General features: G+C 65.3%; 14 protein-coding genes and 1 pseudogene. 10 read left to right on the forward strand and 5 right to left on the reverse strand.

Annotated features, from left to right (window positions below):
- Nucleotides 1–9: 9 nt before the first annotated feature.
- Nucleotides 10–528: a hypothetical protein gene (locus XH79_RS13910; protein WP_271582031.1), complete on the forward strand. Its 519-nt coding sequence runs from the start codon at nt 10–12 to the stop codon at nt 526–528.
- Between the two features lie 159 nt (nt 529–687).
- A complete protein-coding gene (locus tag XH79_RS13915) occupies nt 688–1,161 on the forward strand; it encodes a secondary thiamine-phosphate synthase enzyme YjbQ (protein WP_271582032.1) in 474 nt (157 codons plus the stop codon).
- A gap of 66 nt (nt 1,162–1,227) precedes the next feature.
- Here XH79_RS13915 and XH79_RS13920 read toward each other — a convergent pair whose 3' ends face one another.
- Complete coding sequence (locus XH79_RS13920; protein WP_271582033.1) at nt 1,228–2,853, reverse strand: MFS transporter; 1,626 nt, start codon at nt 2,851–2,853, stop codon at nt 1,228–1,230.
- A 341-nt stretch (nt 2,854–3,194) separates the two neighbouring features.
- Between XH79_RS13920 and XH79_RS13925 the strand changes: the two genes are divergently transcribed.
- Nucleotides 3,195–3,866 carry a response regulator gene (locus XH79_RS13925; protein ID WP_018643430.1) on the forward strand — a complete coding sequence of 224 codons (672 nt, stop codon included), beginning with the start codon at nt 3,195–3,197 and terminating at the stop codon, nt 3,864–3,866.
- 60 nt (nt 3,867–3,926) lie between these two features.
- On the opposite strand, the gene XH79_RS13930 is transcribed toward XH79_RS13925, so the two are convergent.
- Entirely contained in the window at nt 3,927–6,782 is a 2,856-nt protein-coding gene (locus tag XH79_RS13930; protein ID WP_271582034.1) for an ATP-binding protein, read from the reverse strand.
- A gap of 197 nt (nt 6,783–6,979) precedes the next feature.
- Between XH79_RS13930 and XH79_RS13935 the strand changes: the two genes are divergently transcribed.
- From XH79_RS13935 to XH79_RS13950, 4 genes are all read left to right on the forward strand, one after another.
- Nucleotides 6,980–7,399 (forward strand): organic hydroperoxide resistance protein, encoded by a 420-nt coding sequence (locus XH79_RS13935; protein WP_271582035.1) that lies wholly within the window; start codon nt 6,980–6,982, stop codon nt 7,397–7,399.
- A gap of 33 nt (nt 7,400–7,432) precedes the next feature.
- Nucleotides 7,433–8,461, forward strand: coding sequence for an alpha/beta fold hydrolase (locus XH79_RS13940; protein WP_271582036.1), 1,029 nt, complete (start codon nt 7,433–7,435; stop codon nt 8,459–8,461).
- A 73-nt stretch (nt 8,462–8,534) separates the two neighbouring features.
- Nucleotides 8,535–9,089: a cytochrome P460 family protein gene (locus XH79_RS13945; protein WP_271582037.1), complete on the forward strand. Its 555-nt coding sequence runs from the start codon at nt 8,535–8,537 to the stop codon at nt 9,087–9,089.
- Between the two features lie 18 nt (nt 9,090–9,107).
- Nucleotides 9,108–9,929 (forward strand): SDR family NAD(P)-dependent oxidoreductase, encoded by an 822-nt coding sequence (locus tag XH79_RS13950; RefSeq protein WP_212342382.1) that lies wholly within the window; start codon nt 9,108–9,110, stop codon nt 9,927–9,929.
- Nucleotides 9,930–9,942: 13 nt separating this feature from the next.
- Here the strand turns inward: XH79_RS13950 and XH79_RS13955 are convergent, their stop codons facing one another.
- The 3 genes from XH79_RS13955 to XH79_RS13965 form a co-directional block, all read right to left on the reverse strand.
- A complete protein-coding gene (locus tag XH79_RS13955) occupies nt 9,943–13,452 on the reverse strand; it encodes a PAS domain-containing hybrid sensor histidine kinase/response regulator (protein ID WP_271582038.1) in 3,510 nt (1,169 codons plus the stop codon).
- A gap of 319 nt (nt 13,453–13,771) precedes the next feature.
- Nucleotides 13,772–15,001 carry a 5-aminolevulinate synthase gene (gene hemA, locus XH79_RS13960; protein WP_271582039.1) on the reverse strand — a complete coding sequence of 410 codons (1,230 nt, stop codon included), beginning with the start codon at nt 14,999–15,001 and terminating at the stop codon, nt 13,772–13,774.
- 198 nt (nt 15,002–15,199) lie between these two features.
- A complete protein-coding gene (locus tag XH79_RS13965; RefSeq protein ID WP_212342376.1) occupies nt 15,200–15,931 on the reverse strand; it encodes a GntR family transcriptional regulator in 732 nt (243 codons plus the stop codon).
- 158 nt (nt 15,932–16,089) lie between these two features.
- Between XH79_RS13965 and XH79_RS13970 the strand changes: the two genes are divergently transcribed.
- The 3 genes and pseudogenes from XH79_RS13970 (at nt 16,090) to XH79_RS13980 (ending at nt 18,962) form a co-directional block, all read left to right on the forward strand.
- On the forward strand, nt 16,090–17,118 hold the full coding sequence (locus tag XH79_RS13970) for a TRAP transporter substrate-binding protein (RefSeq protein ID WP_271582040.1): 1,029 nt from the start codon (nt 16,090–16,092) through the stop codon (nt 17,116–17,118).
- Nucleotides 17,119–17,137: 19 nt separating this feature from the next.
- Nucleotides 17,138–17,686: a TRAP transporter small permease gene (locus tag XH79_RS13975; RefSeq protein WP_442869952.1), complete on the forward strand. Its 549-nt coding sequence runs from the start codon at nt 17,138–17,140 to the stop codon at nt 17,684–17,686.
- Nucleotides 17,683–18,962, forward strand: a pseudogene (locus XH79_RS13980) (TRAP transporter large permease). Before XH79_RS13975 ends, XH79_RS13980 begins: the two are co-directional and overlap by 4 nt.
- Nucleotides 18,963–18,977 lie beyond the last annotated feature (15 nt).

Genomic DNA, 18,977 nt, shown 5'->3' on the forward strand with positions numbered 1-18,977 from the left:
GAGAGCGCGATGAGACCAGTGACGTCATCCACAGCATCATGGCTCGCGGCGTCGTTCGTCGCTGCGATGGTCGTCAGTGGCAACCTGGTGGCCGCGCAATCGGCGCCGGACAGCGAAAACGGCCGCTACACCATGACGCCGATCCCCGAGGGGGTGCTGCGGCTCGACACCCGCACAGGAACGATGTCGACCTGCACCAGGAACGGCACCGGCTGGGCCTGCTATGCGGTGCCCGACGAGCGCGCCGCGTTCGACGCCGAGATCGGCCGGCTCCAGGCCGAGGTCGAGAAGCTGAAGGGACAGCTCGCGGCCGGGCCGACCGTGTCGGGCAAGATCGAGGAAGCGCTGCCGAAATCCGACCCGCTGAAGAAGGCGGAGCCGAAGGTCGCCGAAGGCGATCGCAAGATCGAGATCCCGCTGCCGAGCGATCAGGACCTCGATCGCGTGATGTCGTTCCTGGAAAAGGCCTGGCGGAGGCTGATCGACATGGCCAACCGGGTGCAAAAGGACGTGTCGGGCAAGATTTGAGGCCCTTCGCGCGATCCATGCGTTGAGGTGCCGTAGGGTGGGCAAAGGCGTTCTTACGCCGTGCCCACCATGTTTCTACAACGATGAAAAGAAGACGTGGGCACGGCGCTTTGCGCCTTTGCCTCCCTTACGGCAGTGTTCGATTAGTCGAGACCCTCTATGACATCAGCCAAATCCGTAACCCGCTCGGCGCCGTCGACGGTGCAAGCCGCCACCATCTCCTCGTCGCTGCTGACCGTGCAGACGCCGGGTCGCGGCTTCACCGACCTCACCAGCGAAGCCGCAAAATTCATCGCCGAGGCGCGCGCAGGCGAGGGCGCATTGACGCTGTTCGTTCGCCACACCTCGGCGTCGCTGACGATCCAGGAGAACGCCGATCCTTCCGTGCTCGTCGATCTCACCACCGCGCTGTCCCGGCTCGCGCCGGAGAATGCGGGGTGGACGCATGATACCGAGGGACCGGACGACATGCCCGCGCACGTCAAGACCATGCTGACGCAGACCTCGCTGCAGGTCCCGGTCCTGAACGGCAGGCTTGCGCTCGGCACCTGGCAGGCGATCTACCTGATCGAGCACCGCGCCCGCCCGCACCGGCGCGAGGTGGTGCTGCAATTCATCGGCAGCCATCAGTAGGGACAAAACAAAACCGGCCGCGGAGACCGCGGCCGATTCGTGTCGTTTGGGTTCGCTGGCTTCCGATCAGGTCGCCTTGATGTCGACGTCCTTGGTCTCGGGCAGGAAGAAGAAGCCGATCACAACGGTGATAGCCGCGAACGTAACCGGGTACCAAAGGCCCGCATAGATATCGCCCGTCGAAGCCACGATGGCGAAGGCGGTCGCCGGCAGCAGGCCGCCGAACCAGCCGTTGCCGATGTGGTAGGGCAGCGACATCGAGGTGTAGCGGATGCGGGTCGGGAACAGTTCGACCAGCATCGCGGCGATCGGGCCGTAGACCATGGTGACGAAGATCACCAGGATGAACAGCAGCCCGATGGTCGCGGCCACCTGCGGACGGAAGATGTCGAACGGATGGGCCATCTTCACGATGCCCGCATCGCCGACCTTGGGATAGCCGGCTGCCTGCACCGCGGCGAGGACGGCCGGGTTGCTGTCCTTGGCGTTCGCGTACGGAACTTCCTTGCCGTTGACGACCACCTTCACGCCGGAGCCGGCCGGGGCCGACGTGGTCGAGTACTTGACCGACGACTGCGACAGGTAGGCGCGCGCGGTGTCGCAAGGCGCGGTGAAGACGCGGGTGCCGACCGGGTTGAACAGGTCGCCGCAGCCCGCGGGATCCGCCACCACCTCGACCTTGGTCTGCTCGATGGCCTTTTCCAGCGCCGGGTTGGCGTTGGTGGTGATCATCTTGAAGATCGGGAAGAAGGTCAGTGCCGCGATCAGGCAGCCGCCGAGGATGATCGGCTTGCGGCCGATCTTGTCGGACAGCACACCGAACACGATGAAGAAGCCGGTGCCGAGCAGCAGCGACCAGGCGATCAGCAGGTTGGCGGTGTAGCCGTCGACCTTCAGGATCGATTGCAGGAAGAACAGCGCATAGAACTGGCCGGTGTACCAGACCACGCCCTGGCCCATCACGCCGCCGAGCAGCGCGAGCAGCACGAGCTTGCCGTTCTGCCAGTTGCCGAAGGCTTCCGTCAGCGGCGCCTTCGAGCTCTTTCCTTCGTCCTTCATCTTCTGGAAGATCGGCGATTCATTGAGGCGCAGCCGGATCCAGACCGAGATGCCGAGCAGCAGCACCGACACCAGGAACGGGATGCGCCAGCCCCACTTCGCGAAATCGGCTTCGCCGGTCGCGGTGCGGGTGAACAGGATCACCAGCAGCGACAGGAACAGGCCGAGCGTCGCCGTGGTCTGGATGAAGGAGGTGTAGTAGCCGCGCTTGCCGTTCGGCGCGTGCTCCGCGACATAGGTCGCCGCACCGCCATACTCGCCGCCGAGCGCCAGGCCCTGGGCGAGGCGCAGCGCGATCAGGATGATTGGGGCCGCGATACCGATGGTGGCCGCGTTGGGCAGCAGGCCGACGATGAAGGTCGACAGACCCATGATCAGGATGGTGACGAGGAAGGTGTACTTGCGGCCGACGATGTCGCCGATGCGGCCGAACACGATCGCGCCGAACGGACGCACCAGGAAGCCGGCGGCGAATGCCAGCAGCGCGAAGATGTCGCGTGTGGCCGGCGGATAATCCGAGAAGAACTGCACGCCGATGATCGAGGCGAGCGAACCGTAGAGGTAAAAATCGTACCACTCGAAGACGGTACCGAGCGAGGAGGCGAGAATGACGAAACGTTCGTCCTTCGTCATCCCTCCCGCGCCTGCTTGAGACACAGCCATTGTCGACATATTGGGTCGCTCCCCGAAATGCGTTTCCTCGCGCCCCGGGTGTCCGGATGTGCCGGATCGACCCAGGTCTTGCCCGCAAGGTAACATCGGCGTGAAACCCGCCCCAATACGACTTTCGGCCTTGCGCACTGACGCGCACCTGACTGCCCGGTATCGGGCGCCGGCACGGCAGCGAAGGCTTGTGGATTAACCCCTTTGCAGCAAAGGGATAATGGGCACTTGCATGCCACGGCCGGGCAGGGAAGAATTGACCTGCCGCGGCATCGACTCGCCGGCCGGTTGCGAACGATAGCAAGAGAACGATGAACGCTCCCTCGACCCATCTCGTCATTGCCGATGACCATCCCCTGTTCCGCGACGCGCTGCGGCAGGCTGTGGCGAGCGTCCTGACCTCGGCCAGGATCGACGAGGCCGGATCGTTCGAGGATCTGACCAAGCTCCTCGAACAGACCTCCGACGTCGACCTGATCCTGCTCGACCTCTCGATGCCCGGGATCTCCGGCTTCTCCGGCCTGATCTATCTGCGCGCGCAATATCCGGCGGTCCCGGTGGTGATCGTCTCGGCCTCTGACGACAGCGCCACGATCCGCCGCTCGCTTGATTTCGGCGCCTCCGGGTTCATCCCCAAGCGGTTCGGCGTCGAGACGCTGCGCGATGCCATTCTCAAGGTGATGGAAGGCGACGTCTGGGTTCCCGCCGACACCGACCTGTCCGCCGCCGCCGACCCCGACATGACGCGCCTGCGCGACCGCCTAGTGACGCTGACCCCGCAGCAGGTCCGGGTCCTGATGATGCTGTCCGAGGGCCTCCTCAACAAGCAGATCGCCTACGAGCTCGGCGTCTCCGAAGCCACCATCAAGGCGCATGTCTCGGCGATCCTGCAAAAGCTCGGGGTCGAGAGCCGTACCCAGGCGGTGATTGCGGCCGCGAAGATCGCCGGCGGCCAGTGGAAGCAGGGCACGCCGACGGGGTAGCCTCGCTCCGTCATCCTTCGAGGCTCTCGGCGCAATGCTTTGCATCGCGCCACTCGCACCTCAGGATAACGGAGTTGACAATGTCCGTAGCAGTTCGTTGGCGACCCTAAGATCCGCCGTATCGGAACCTTCAGCAAAGCCATCAAGAGCCGCTTGAAGCAATCGTGTCGCTTCCTCGCACCGATCGCGCTCCGCGAGAAATTCGGCAAGATCGATCGCGGCCCGCAGTTCCCAGGCTTTTGCGCTCTTGCGGCGGCTCAAATCCAGTGACTGCATGAAGTGGGCTTCTGCTTGCTCAGCCTTGGACTCCGGCAGCGACAACAGAACTCTGGCCTTCATCCGCAGCAACTCGGGCATGTAGAGATGATCGCCGCTTTGTTCGACGAGGCGGATCGCGTCGTCGATCAGGTGCGCGCTCTGCTCGATCTGCCCGAGCGCCAGAAGCCCCTGCACCAGCGCGATGTTGAACGTCGTGGTGAGCAGCTCGTAACCGGCATCGTGGAGCTCGCGCAGGCTGGCCATTATCGTCTCGACGCCGCCGGCGTCGTCGCCGCGCCGGATCGCCAGCTCGCCTTTGACGCCCCGGCCGACCGCGAGATAGGGCCCCATCGAGCGCGACTCGGCATGCGCGATGAAGCGGTCGATGTTCTCTTCCGCATCGTCGAGCTCTCCGCTCCAGAGATCGATCGAAACCGCCCAGATCAGCGCAATGCAGAGCGTGATCGGATGGTCCATCTGCGCGGCTTCGGTGACCGTCTGCCGCGCCAACTGCCGCGCATCCGCAGGCTGGCCCTGCAACCAGAGCTCCCGGGCCAGCGAGATGCCGGCCCGGTTGCGATGATCGAAACCGTTGACCGTGCTGATCCGCTCCGTGCCAGGCCCCTGCCAGGCAGCCTGCAGCATGTTCAGCGCGTCACGATGCTCACCGGCCAGATGCAGCGAGACGCCCAGGAGGGAATGGGCGAGGGCGATGGATGCGGCGTCGCCCAGCGTCTCGGCAACCGTGAGGCTCTGCCGCGCGTAACCAAGCGCGGCGTCGAACTGTCCCATCCGCTCGTGGAAGATGTGCATCCGGCCGAGCAGCTGAAGCTGGTTCGGCGCATCGCCGCGCGCCTCTGCGATCGCGAGGCCCCGGCTCAAGGCCGTGCGCGCTGCCTCACTGCCGCCGCGCGTGAACATCAAGGTCAGGCCGAGGGCGGCCTGGATGTGCATCTCCTCTGCGCTGCCGCGCGAGGATGCATCGATTGCAAGCAACGCCCGTTCCGACCAGCGCCGGCATTCGATCAGCAGCGACATCGCGAGAAAGATCGGAGCTGCCGCCGCGGCGAGTGCAATGCCGATGCCCGCATCGCCGTTTGCGCCGAAGCACCAATCCAGCGCGGCGCGCACATTGTGCAGCGCTGAAAAATGGATGGCACGTTCGTCGGCGCTCGGCACCGTCTCCCATATCGTGCCGGCCTGCTCCAGCCATCGCCGGTAGTAGGTCGCGTGGCGGGCCGAGAGCGCCGCGTCGCATGGCTCGCTCTCGAACAGATAGGCGCGCGTCGTGTCGAGCAGACGATAACGCATCATGGCGCCGACCGGTCGCGGCGCGACCATCGATTTGGCGACGAGGCTGTCGATGGCGTCGAACAGCCGGGCGCGGTCGACGTGTTCGTCCGGTACGACCTCGAGCGCGGCGTCGATGGTGAAATGCCCGGCGAAGACCGCGAGCCTGCGCAGCACGAGGCGCTCGATGCCGGACAGGAGCCCGTAGCTCCAGTCCAGCGTGGCCTGCAACGTCTTCTGCCGCGGCGGCGCGGTGCGCTGACCCTGCCAGAGCAGATTGAGGCGCTCGTCGAGCAGCGCCGCCGTCTGCTCCAGCCCGTAGGCCTCGACCCGGCCTGCGGCGAGCTCGATCGCCAGGGCCATGCCGTCGAGCTTGCGGCAGATACCGGCGACGATCGCGGCATTGCCGTCGTCGAGCGCGATCTGCGCGCCGCCGGCGGTCGCCCGTTCGATGAAGAGCTGAAGCGCGGGATAGGTCTGCGCGGCCGCCGCAGTCAACCCGGCACTGTCCGGCGGAACGGCGAGCGGCGCCAGTCGATAGACCTGCTCGCCCTCGACGCGCAGGGCTTCGCGGCTGGTTGCGAGGATATGGACATGTGGCGCGGCGTGGAAGATTTCCGCGGCCAGCGGCGCCGCCGCGGCGATGACGTGCTCGCAATTGTCGAGGATCAGCAGCATCCGCTTGTCCCTGAGGTGCGCGAGCAGCGCGGGCAGGGGATCGTCGGCCTCGGCCGGTAGACCCAGCATCAGCAGGATCGACGTGATCACGAGATCGGGATCGCTCAGCGCGGCAAGATCGACAAAGTGTGCGGCGTCGGAGAACGTCTCAAGCAGGTCGTGAGCGATCGCCACGGCAACGGCGGTCTTGCCGACGCCGCCCGGGCCGGCGATCGTGACGAAGCGGGCGGTGGTGAGCTTGTCCGAGATGGCGGCGACCGCATCGTCGCGTCCGACCATGCGTTGCAGCCGGTTCGGCAGCTTTACCGGCGGCAGCCCCATCCGTGGTACGGAACGCGGCTTCGCTGCAATCTCCGTTTGCGAGATCGGCGCCACGAAGCAATAGCCGCGGCCCGAGAGCGTGGTGATGTAGCGGGCGCCGTCCTTGCCGTCGCCGAGGACCTTGCGAAGCGCCGCGATGTGAAAGCGTAAGTTGGCCTCCTCGACGGCCATGCCGGGCCAGACCCGCGCCATCAGCTCCCACTTGCTGACGACCTCGTTCGGCCGCGCCATCAGTGCGATCAGCGTATCGAAGCTCTTGGCGCCCATCGGCAGCGCGATGCCGTCGCGCATCACGAGCCTCTCATGCGGCCTCACGGTGAATGGCCCGAACGACAGTGTCGTTGCCGCGGCCGCGTCCGGTTCAGTCATCGCGAAATCTTGCTCATTTGGAAGACCGGATAGCCAGCGGGCGCCGATCCGGCAAGACCGGCCTTGCATCGGCATCAGACCGCGTTTGCAGGCCTCCTGACCGGGTTCCCTGCCGGCCTCACAACATCTCACAAGTCCCAACGGGTATCCTGCCGAGGCGGCTGGTAGTCAGTTGCGCGACGGCAAGGAGACCTTTCATGACCCAAGCGGCAAAGTTGCTGTACACGGCCAGGACCCGCACCAGCGGCGGGCGACAGGACGGCATGTCCCGCAGCTCCGATGGTCGCCTGGATGTCAAATTGTCGTCGCCGGGCAGTGTCGGCATCGGCACCAATCCCGAGCAATTGTTCGCGGCCGGTTGGTCGGCCTGCTTCGAAGGCGCGATGGAGATCGCGGCGCGCAAGCGCAAGATCGTGCTTCCGAGAAAAAGCGCGATCGATGCGGAAATCGATCTTCTTCTCGATGAAGGCGCTTACGCCCTCCGGGCGCGACTCAATGTCAGCCTGCCGGGCCTCGATCGCGAGGTCGCGCGCGACATCGTCGATGAGGCGCACCAGACCTGCCCCTACTCCAAGGCCGTCCGCGGCAACATCGACGTCGCGGTCGCGCTGATCTGACGCCATTACCAACCATCAACGAGATAGCAACACATGAAGCAGCTCATCGACAAGCATCGCCGCACGTTTCTTGGCGCCGCCGCGGGAACCGTCGCCGTCGGTCTCGGCGTGATCGATCTCGCCCGCGCCGAGACGGAAGCGCCGCGCGCCTCCGCATCGAATGCGTCCTTCGGCGCGATCAAGCAGATCGAGGCCGGTGTCCTCAATGTCGGCTATGCGGAGGCAGGCCCATCGAATGGTCCGGTGGCGATCCTGCTGCACGGCTGGCCCTACGACATCCACGCTTTCGTCGATGTCGCACCGATCCTCGCCAAGGCCGGCTATCGCGTGATCATTCCTTATTTGCGCGGCTACGGCACGACGCAGTTCCTCTCCAGCGAAACGCCGCGCAACGGCGAGCCCGCCGCATTGGCGGTCGACATCATCGCGCTGATGGACAAGCTCGACATCAAGAAGGCGGTCATCGCCGGCTTCGATTGGGGCGCGCGCACCGCCGACATCATCGCGGCGCTGTGGCCGGATCGCTGCCGCGCACTGGTGTCGGTCAGCGGCTATCTGATCTCCAGCCAGGCCGCCGGCGGCGCCCCGTTGCCGCCATCGGCCGAGTTGCAATGGTGGTACCAGTTCTATTTCGCGACCGAGCGCGGCCGCGCCGGCTACGAGAAGTACACGCACGATTTCGCAAAACTGATCTGGAAGCTGGCCTCGCCGCAATGGAGATTCGACGACGCCACCTTCGCCCGTAGCGCGTCGGCGCTGGACAACAAGGATCACGTCGCGATCACGATCCACAATTACCGCTGGCGGCTCGGGCTTGCCCAGGGCGAGCCGAAGTATGAGGAGCTCGAAAAGAAGCTCGCGGCAGCTCCCGTCATCAGCGTGCCGACGATCACGATGGAAGGCGACGCCAACGGCGCGCCGCATCCCGAGCCCAGCGCCTATGCCAAGAAGTTCTCCGGCCGCTACGACTTTCGCCTGATCACCGGCGGCATCGGCCACAACTTGCCGCAGGAAGCCCCGCAGGCCTTCGCCAAGGCCGTCATCGACGCTGACGGCGCCTGAAGATTTCGTCAGCACCTCGGCCCGGTCAGGCTGGGCCGAGGTGCATAATTTGATTCCAGCTTGATGAAGCCTCATGACGCCGACCGAACCTGAAAAGAAGAAACTCTCATTCTCCACTGCCCTCGTGCTCGCCGTGGTCCTGCTGGTCGTTTTGCTGACTTGCGTGCCGTACCTGGTCACGATTGCGCTCGCTGAAGGTCCTGCGCCGGCCAATGCCTCGCCGATCTTCGGCGTCACGATTCCGCCGGGCTACAAGCAGTGGGAGCTGATCGCACCGGCCGAAGAGGCGGCGCCGCTCGACGAGCTTCGCGCTGTCCTCGGCAACCAGACGGCCGTCGACGCCTATCAGGCCGGCAAGCTTCCGTTTCCGGACGGCACCATTCTGGTCAAGCGCGCCTGGAAGCGGAAACAGTCACCGGAGTTTGCATCAGCGACGATTCCCGGCGCCGCCACCACGGTCCAGGTGATGGTCAAGGATTCCAAGAAATATGCCTCAACCGGCGGCTGGGGTTTTGGCCGGTTCATCGACGGCAAGCCGGTCGACGAGGCCCAGCACCGCACCTGCTGGGGCTGTCACGAAGCCCGCGCCAGGAGCCGCGATTATGTCTTCACGCGGCTGGCGCCGTGAGACCATGCGGAGGATAGTTTGAAGACCTGGTTCATCAGCGGCAGCTCTCGCGGGCTTGGGCGTGCTATCACGGAAGCGGCACTCGCCGCGGGCGACCAGGTGGTTGCCACTGCGCGGACGCTCGGACCGCTCGAATCGTTGCGGGAACGTTTCGGCGAAAGACTGCGGCTCGCAACGCTCGACGTCACGGATGAAGCTGCCGCGCAAGCAGCCATCGCGCTCGCTGTGACGACGTTCGGTGGCCTCGATGTGGTCGTGAACAACGCCGGCTATGGTGACCTCGGATCGGTCGAGGACACGAGCCTCGTTTCGTTCCGACGGCAGATCGAGGCCAACTTGATGGGTACCATCATCGTCACCAAGGCGGCGATTCCCGTACTGCGCCGGCAACGTCGCGGGCATATTGTGCAGGTCTCGTCCGTCGGCGGCCGGATCGGCGCTCCGGCGCGCGCAGCCTATTCGGCCGCGAAATGGGGAATCGAGGGCTTTTCGGAATCGCTTGCGCGCGAGATGGCCCTGATCGGCGTGCATGTGACGATTGTCGAGCCCGGCGGCTTCCGGACGGGCTTCGCCCAGGCCGCACATGAAACTGATGAAGGTCGTCCGGAGTATGACGCGGTCGTCGGCGCCGCCGTCAGGATGCAGCGTGATTACGATGGCCGCCAGCCGGGCGACCCGGGCAAGGCGGCTGACGTCGTGTTGAAGCTTGCGAATATGGATCGACCGCCTCTGCGCATCGCGCTCGGGAGCGACGCGGTCAACGCTATCGCAACGACGGACCGGCAACGTCTCGAAGAGTTGGAGAGGTGGCGCGCACTCAGCGTCTCCACGGACTTTTGAACGTCGGTGCGCTTCACTCCGCCGCCACCATCTGCTGCGTGCGCCACTGGCCGAGCAGGGCGCGGAGCGAGGCCGGCTTCACCGGCTTGTTGAGCACCGCGATCTTTTCCTCGCGCGCGGCCTGTTGCACGGCGGGGCTGCGGTCGGCGGTGATCAGGATCGCTGGAATGGCGTCGCCGAAGCGGCGGCGGACGTCGCGGATCGCGGCGATGCCGTTGCCGCGGTCGAGGTGATAGTCAACGAGCAGGCCGGTGACGCGCTTGCCGGCAGCCTCGATCGCCGCGATCGCGGCTTCGGGATCGGCGACCGCAATCACCTCGGCGTCCCAGGCCTTCAGGAGCGTGCGCATGCCGTCGAGGATCGCGGCATCGTTCTCGATGCAGACGATCAGCGCGCCCGCGATCGGCGTGCGCGCCAGCGGCGTGGCGCTGGTGACGGCGGCGGTGAGGGTGATCGCTTTCGCCGTCGGCACCGTCACCGAGAAGACCGAGCCGCCGCCGGTATTGGAGCCGATGGCGATGCTGTGGTTGAGCACGCGCGCCAGCCGTTCGACGATCGACAGCCCGAGGCCGAGGCCGCGCGCGATCCGCGCGCCCTGCTCCAGGCGGTGGAATTCCTTGAAGATCTCGCCGCGCTTGACCGGCGGGATGCCGACGCCGGTGTCGTAGACGCAGATCTTGAGCGAGGCGCCCTGGCGGCGACAGCCGACCAGCACGCGGCCGCGCGGGGTGTATTTGATCGCGTTGGAGATCAGGTTCTGGAGCAGGCGCCGCAGCAGCAGCCGATCCGACTGCACCGGCAGCGAGCAGGGCACGAAGGCGAGATCGAGGCCCTTGGCGCGCGCGATCGGCGCGAACTCGATCTCCAGCGAGCGCATCAGATCGGCCATCTTGAAGCTCGAGATCGAGGTCGCCATCGCGCCGGCATCCAGCCGGGAGATGTCGAGCAGTGCGCCGAGGATCTCCTCGATGGCCTGGAGCGACTCGTCGATGTTCTCGACCAGCCGGGTCTCCTCGCCGCTGTGCTGGCGCTCGACCAGGCTCGTGACATAGAGCCGGGCCGCGTTCAGCGGCTGGAGAATGTCGTGGCTGGCGGCGGCGAGGAAGCGCGTCTTGGAGATGCTGGCATCTTCCGCCGTGCTCTTGGCCAGCGCGAGTTCCGAGTTCAGCCGGGTCAATTCCTCGGTGCGGTCGCGCACGCGCTTTTCCAGCGTCGCGTTGGCGCGCTCCAGCGCTTCTGCCGCCTCGAAGGTCGGCGTGACGTCGGTGAAGGTGATGACGAAGCCGCCGCCGGGCATGCGGTTGGTGAGCACCTCGATCACCATGTGGCGTTCCGGCAGGCGCTCGAGATAGGGCTCGCTGTCGGTGGTGTAGGCCACGAGCCGCTGCTCGATCATCGCCTCGCGGTCGGCCTGGTTGTCCGGATCGCTCACGCCCATGAATTCCAGGATTTCGCGCAAGGGCGTGCCGAACTGGATGAAATGCGGGGGGACGTTGAGGAGATCGCCGAACTGGCGGTTGGAGCAGATCAGCTGCAGGTCGGCATCGAACACCGCGATGCCCTGGCGGACATGATTGAGCGCGGTCTGGAGGATCTCGCGGTTGAAATGCAGCGCCGCATGGGAATCGTCGAGCAGCTTCAGCGCGGCTTTCGCGGAGACGGTCCGTTTGCGCAGCAGCAGCGACATCACGAGGCGCGAGGAGGCCGCGCCGATCGACGAGGCGATCAGGTGCTCGGCGTGCTGCAACAGCTCGAAATCGGCGGGTGCCCCGGGCTCGAGCCGCACATTGCGCCGCGCCGAGAAGGCATCGAAGGAATGCCGGGCGCGGTCGGGCCCGAGATATTGCGCCACCGTGCTCTGGATGTCCTGCACCGTGACGGTGGTGCGCCAGCGGCGGAAACTCGGGGAGATCGGGGCGAGCGTGTTGGGCACGAACAGATCGGCCTGCACCAGCTCGATCGACGACGGCCGTCGCGCCAGCGAGAGCAGCACATAGGTGAGGATGTTGAGCGACAGCGACCAGATCACGCCGTGCATCAGCGGCGGCAGGTCGGCGCCGAACAGCGCCTGCGGCCGCAGCGCCTCGATGCCGAACGGACCGTGCTGGAGCCACAGGATGCCGGTCGTGGAGGAATCCATGAAGCTCGGCATGAACAGCGTGTAGAGCCACACCGCAAAGCCGACCAGCATGCCGCCGATCGCGCCGCGCGCGGTCGCGCGCCGCCACAACAGCCCGCCGAAGAAGCTCGGCGCGAGCTGGGCGATGGCGGCAAAGGACAGCAGGCCGATCGCGGCGAGCTGGGTGTTGCCGAGCGCGCGATAGTAGAAATAGGCCATCACCATGATGGTGAAGATCGCGAGCCGGCGCGAGCGCAGCAGGAAGTCGCTGAAATCAGCGCCGCCGGTGCGTCCCTCCGGCCGCCGCTGCAGCACCAGGGGCACCACGAGGTCGTTCGACACCATGATCGACAGCGCGACGCATTCGACGATGACCATCGCGGTCGCCGCCGACAGGCCGCCGACGAAGACGGCGACGCTGAGCAGATCCGCGCCGCCCTCCATCGGCAACGCCAGCACGTACATGTCAGGCTCGGCCGCGCCGAACGGGAAGGTGACGAGGCCGGCGAGCGCGATCGGGATCACGAACAGATTGATGGCGACGAGGTAGAGCGGGAACAGCCAGCGCGCGCGGCCGACCTCCGCATCGCTGGAATTCTCCACCACGCTGACGTGGAACTGGCGCGGCAGCAGCATGACCGCGCACAGCGACAGCAGCGTCATGGTCAGGAAGTTGCCGATCGACGGTGAATAGTTGATCGCGCGCACCGCCTCCGGCGTCTTCATCGCCCGTTCGATCAATTCATGCGGCGAGAACATCCAGAAGGTGACGAAGATGCCGGCGGCGAGGAAGGCGACCAGCTTCACGATGGATTCGGTCGCTACCGCCAGCATCAATCCGTGCTGGTGCTCGGTCGCATCGGTCTGCCGCGTGCCGAACAGCACGGCGAAGGCCGCCATCGCCAGCGTCACCATCAGCGCCATGTCGCCGAGGATCGGGATGTGGGAGAAGGCCTGGTCCTCGCTCAGGATCGTCTCCAGCGAGGAGGCGACCGCCTTGAGCTGGAGCGCGATGTAGGGCACCGAGCCGATGATCGCGATCAGCGCCACGGTCGCCGCCACCGCCTGGCTCTTGCCGTAGCGCGCGCCGATGAAGTCGGCGATCGAGGTGATGTTGTGGGCTTTCGCAAGCTGGATCACGCGGCGGAGCACGCCGGCGCCGAGCCCGATCATCAGGATCGGGCCGACATAGATCGCAAGGAAATCGGTCGAGGTGCGGGTGGCGAAGCCGACCGAGCCGAAGAAGGTCCAGGAGGTGCAGTAGATCGCCAGCGACAGCGGATAGATCAGCCCTGACGCACGGCCGGGTCCGGCGAGCGAGCGGCGGTCGCCATGGCTCGCCACCAGGAACAGGAAGCCGATATAGCCGAAGGCGGCGGCGATCACGCCCCAGTCGTGCAGCATGGCGAGCGCGCTTCTCCCTGGGCGCGGGTGCGCCCGGTCTCATTTTCCCTTTAAATCTAGCGCGTTGCAGGGACGCAAGCGACAGCGAAATGCCGTGCGGGGGGAGGAACTGGGGTTGTCGTTAAGGTGCCAGCGTTCTGCGCGGGCACTTACCCTCCCCTGGAGGGGGAGGGTCGATCGCGCGAAGCGCGAGCGGGGTGGGGTGATCCTTCAACACGGGCAGCGTTCGAGGTGGAGGGACCGTCACCCCACCCCGTCTCACATTTCGCTGCGCTCAATGTGAGTCGACCCTCCCCCTCCAGGGGAGGGTAAGAAAAGCCTACTCCGCGGCCAGCGACTTCTGCTGCAGCGGCAGGCCGAGGCGGTCCCACACCTGCAACAGGGCCTCGGCGAGCTGATCGATCAGGCCGTCATCGTGATAGGGCGAGGGCGTGATGCGCAAGCGTTCGGTGCCCTTGGGCACGGTCGGGTAGTTGATCGGCTGGATGTAGATGCCGTGCTCTTCGAGCAGGAGGTCGGAGGCCTGCTTGCACTTCTCGGGATCGCCGACGAACAGCGGCACGATGTGGGTGTCGGTCGACATCACCGGCAGGCCGGCGGCGCTGAGGATCGCCTTGACGCGGGCGGCGCGGTCCTGGTGGCGCTCGCGCTCCCAGTTCGAGGTCTTCAGATGCTTGATTGCGGCGGTCGCGGCCGAGCAGATTGCCGGCGGCAGCGCGGTGGTGAAGATGAAGCCCGGCGCGTAGGAGCGCACGGCGTCGATGATCTGGCCGTTGGCGGCGATGTAGCCGCCGAGGCAGCCGAATGCCTTGGCGAGCGTGCCTTCGAGGATGTCGATGCGATGCATGACGCCGTCACGCTCGGCGATACCGCCGCCGCGCGGGCCGTACATGCCGACCGCGTGAACCTCGTCGACATAGGTCATCGCGCCGTATTTCTCGGCGAGATCGCAGATCTTGGCGAGCGGCGCGACGTCGCCGTCCATGGAATAGAGGCTCTCGCAGGCGATCAGCTTCGGCCGGGTCGGGCCCGCAGCCTTCAACTGCGCTTCGAGGTCGGCGAGGTCGTTGTGGCGGAACACGACGCGCTCGCAGCCGGACTGGCGGATGCCCTCGATCATCGAATTGTGGTTGAGCTCGTCCGACAGGATCAGGCAGTTCGGAATGAGCTTGGCGATGGTCGCGATGCCGGTCTGGTTCGAGACATAGCCCGAGGTGAACAGCAGCGCGGCTTCCTTGCCGTGGAGGTCGGCGAGTTCGGCCTCGAGCTGCACCAGCGGATGATGCGTACCGGCGATGTTGCGGGTGCCGCCGGCGCCGGTGCCGACGCGGGTCGCGGTCTCGACCATGGCGCCGACCACCTTCGGGTGCTGGCCCATGCCGAGATAGTCGTTGGAGCACCAGATCACGACGTCGCGCTTGCCCTTCGGCGAATGCCAGACCGCGTGCGGGAACCGGCCCGCCGTGCGCTCCAGATCGGCAAACACGCGATAGCGCCGCTCGGAGTGGAGACGATCGAGGGCGGAATTGAAGAACTGGCTGTAATCCATCGGCAAAACCTGAGACGGAACTGACCAAAAGGGCCGCATCTTCTTAGAGCTTTTCCAGCTCCAATGTCTATGCGCTATCCCACATTTGGCCGTGTGGGGCATTTGGGCAAAATGCCCTATCGTGCGATTTCAAACTTGATCCCGATCAAGCTCGCGCGAGAGGTAATGTTGCTTTGCACCATGCGCCGAGGCGCCGGTCTATCCGGCCTTGGCCTTCTTGCGCGGCTCGCTGCGCACGTCCTTGGCCGTAACGGGCTTCAACCAATCCGAATTGCGCAAGGCGTGCGTCACGCAATCGTGGATGTGGGTGTGCAGCACCTTGTTCGCGCCCATGGCATCGCGCTTCAGCGCCAGCTCCTTGAGCTCGCGATGTTCGGCGGCCGCCATCTCACCGCGAAACACCACGGCGATCATCTGGTAGCGCAGATAGCGGTCGTAGACCGCGGCGTGCGCATCGAGCAGCACCCTGGAGCCGCAGGCCGCGACGAGCGCGCGGTGAAACTGGAAATCGCACTGTTTCCAGCTCTCGGCGTCGGACCGCTCGCCTGACAGCAGCATCCGCTCCATCGCGGCAAGCTTGTGATGCGCCGAGACGATGTGCGCCTCCCAATCGAGATCGCCGGCCGCAAATGACTTCTCGATCATGTGGCCTTCGAGCAGCTCGCGCAGCTCGGCGATCTCCTGGAATTCCGCCGCCGAGATCGGCGCCACCTCGAAGCCGCGCTGGCCTTCGGCGACGACGAATCCTTCCGAGCACAGCCGGTTCAGTGTCTCGCGCAGCGTCGAGATGCTGGTGCCGTAGGCGCTGCTCATCCGCTCGAGCTTGAGCTTCTGACCCGGCGTCAGCTTGCCGAAGATCAGGTCGGTGCGGATCCGGCGATAGGCGCTGTCGCCCACGGTCTCGGCGGTCGTGTCGGGAAGGGTGTCCATGCCTCATCCTAGCGCTTTGGTCCCGCGTTCTGACAAATTTCCAAGCTTTATCAAGCGTTTCTTTTAATATCATACAAAATAAGAAATATCGGTTGATTTATATTTCGTCATATAACAATTTCCCACTCCTAAGAACGAGATCAAACAGGGAGGGGGCGATGCCCGTTCGGTTCAAAGGTCTGGCTTTCGTGGCGGCGATCGGTGCGGTCGCCCTGGGCGTAAAGGCGCCGGCGTCTGGGCAGGCCATTCAGGAGCGCACCATCCGCTGGGGGCACCTCAACAACACCGACCATCCCGTCAGCAAAGGCGTGCAGAAATTCGCCGAGATCGTCGCGGCCAGGAGCGGCGGCAAGATCAAGGTGCGCGAATATCCCGCCAACCAGCTCGGCAGCGAGATGCAGCAGCAATCGGCGCTGCGCGCCGGCACCCAGGAGATGCAGTCGCCGGCGACGACTTCGCTGGTCGGCATCGTCAAGGATTACGGGCTGATCGATTTCCCCTTCATCGTCTCGACCCCGCAGCAGGCCGATGCGCTGCTCGACGGTCCGCTCGGTGCGGCGCTGCTGGCAAAACTGCCGGAGAAGGGGCTGGTCGGTCTCGCCTATTGGGATCTCGGTTTCCGCAACGTCACCAACAGCCGGCGTCCGATCGCCAAGGGCGAGGACCTCGACGGCATCAAGATCCGCGTGATCCCGAACCCGGTCTATCTGGAGACCTTCAAGGCGTTCAACGCCAACCCGGTGCCGATGAGCTTTTCCGAGCTCTACAGCGCGCTGGAGACCCGCACCGTCGACGGCCAGGAGAATCCATTCTCGGTGATCCTGTCGAACAAGTTCTACGAGGTGCAGAAGTATCTCAGCGTCACCAACCACACCTATTCGACCAACATCATCCTGATCTCCAAGAAGTTCTGGGACGGGCTCTCGCCCGACGAGCAGAAGATCCTGCAGGACGCCGCGATCGAGGCCCGTGATTACCAGCGCAAGGTCAGCCGCGAGCAGGCCAAGGCTGCGATCGACGAGCTCAAGGCCAAGGGCATGGAGATCAACGAGATCGCGCCGGCCGAGCTCGAGCGCATGCGCGTGAAGACGAAGCCGATCGCCGAGAAATTCTCCGCCGACTACGATCCCGCGCTCGTCAAGCTGTTCAACAGCGAGCTCGACCGCGTGCATGCGCTCAAACATTGAACGCAGCGGGCCGGGCGTGATGAAGACGATCGTCGATGCCTATTTCTGGCTGCTCCGTGCCGTCATTGCCGTACTGCTCGCCATCATGGTCGTGCTGGTGTTCGGCAACGTGGTGCTGCGCTACGGCTTCAACTCCGGCATCGCCGTCTCGGAGGAGCTGTCGCGCTGGCTGTTCGTCTGGATGGTGTTCCTGGGCGCGATCATCGGCATGAAGGAGCATGCCCATCTCGGGGTCGACAGCCTCGTCAAGGTGCTGCCGCCCATCGGCCGCAAGCTCTGCTATGGCCTCAGCCATGCGCTGATGCTCTACGCTTCCATCCTGCTGACGGAGGGCTCGTGGAAGCAGACGGTGCTGAACTGGGACACGGTGGCGCCGGCCTCGGGTCTCTCGGTCGGCCTGTTCTATGCCGCGGGCATCGTGTTCGGCGCCTCCTCCTGCGTGATCATCGTGTACGAGCTGTACCGGCTCCTGACCGGGCAGATCGCCGATGCCGATCTCATCGCCATCAGCGAGTCCGAGGAGCTCGCGCATTCTCCCGACGCCGCCGGCGGAAAGCTCCAGGGATGACCGTCGCCGTCTTCACCTTCTCGCTGCTCGGCGCCATGGCGATCGGCATGCCGATCGCGTTCGCGCTGATCGTCTGCGGTATCGCGCTGATGACGTATCTGGCGATGTTCGATTCCCAGATCATCGCGCAGAACGTCGTCAACGGCGTCGATTCCTTCCCGCTGATGGCGGTGCCGTTCTTCATCCTCGCCGGCGAGGTGATGAACACTGGCGGTCTCGCGCGCCGGATCCTCAATTTCGCCATCGCGCTGGTCGGGCATTTCCGCGGCGGCCTCGGCTATGTCGCGATCCTCACCTCCTGCATCCTGGCCTCGCTGTCGGGGTCGGCGGTCGCGGACGCCGCGGCGCTCGGCGCGCTGCTGGTGCCGATGATGGCCGCGGCCGGCCACAACCGCGCCAGTGCGGCCGGGCTCGTCGCGGCTGGCGGGATCATCGCTCCCGTGATTCCGCCCTCGATCGGCTTCGTCATCTTCGGCGTCGCCGCCAACGTCTCGATCTCGAAACTGTTTCTGGCCGGCATCGTGCCCGGCCTGCTGCTAGGCGTCGGCCTGTGCGTCGCCTGGTGGTGGGTGGTGCGCAAGGAGAACCCGGTGCGCCTGCCACGCAAGAGCGTCGCCGAGGTCTGGCGCACGCTGATCGACGGCTTCTGGGCCTTGATGCTGCCAATGATCATCATCTTCGGCCTGCGTTTCGGCATCTTCACGCCGACGGAAGCCGCCGTCGTCGTTGCCGTCTATTCGCTCGTCGTGGCGATGGGCGTCTATCGCGAGCTCAAGCCGTCGCAGCTCCCGGCGCTGCTGGTCTCGACCGCGCAGACCACGGCAGTGGTGATGTTCCTGGTCGCGGCCGCGCTGGTATCGTCCTGGCTGATCACGGTGGCCGAAATCTCCGACCAGATCGTTACGCTGGTCAAGCCGTTCGCGGGCAACCAGACGCTCCTCACCATCGTCCTGATGATCATCGTGGTCATCGTCGGCACCGCGCTCGACATGACGCCGACGATTCTGATCCTGACGCCGATTTTGATGCCGATCGTCAAGCAGGCCGGTATCGACCCGTCTATTTCGGCGTGCTCTTCATCATCAACAACGCAATCGGCCTGATCACGCCGCCGGTCGGCGTCGTGCTCAACGTGGTCGCCGGTGTCTCCCGCGTCTCGATGGACGATCTGATTCGCGGCGTCTGGCCCTTCATGATCGCGCAGCTGGCTGTGCTAGCCTTGCTGACGCTGTTTCCCGTTCTCGTCACCGGCCCGGCCAAGTGGTTCGGCGGCTAACCCTCAAAAGGACCT

The organism is Bradyrhizobium sp. CCBAU 45389 (assembly GCF_028128625.1).
Classification (GTDB): Bacteria; Pseudomonadota; Alphaproteobacteria; order Rhizobiales; family Xanthobacteraceae; genus Bradyrhizobium; species Bradyrhizobium liaoningense_B.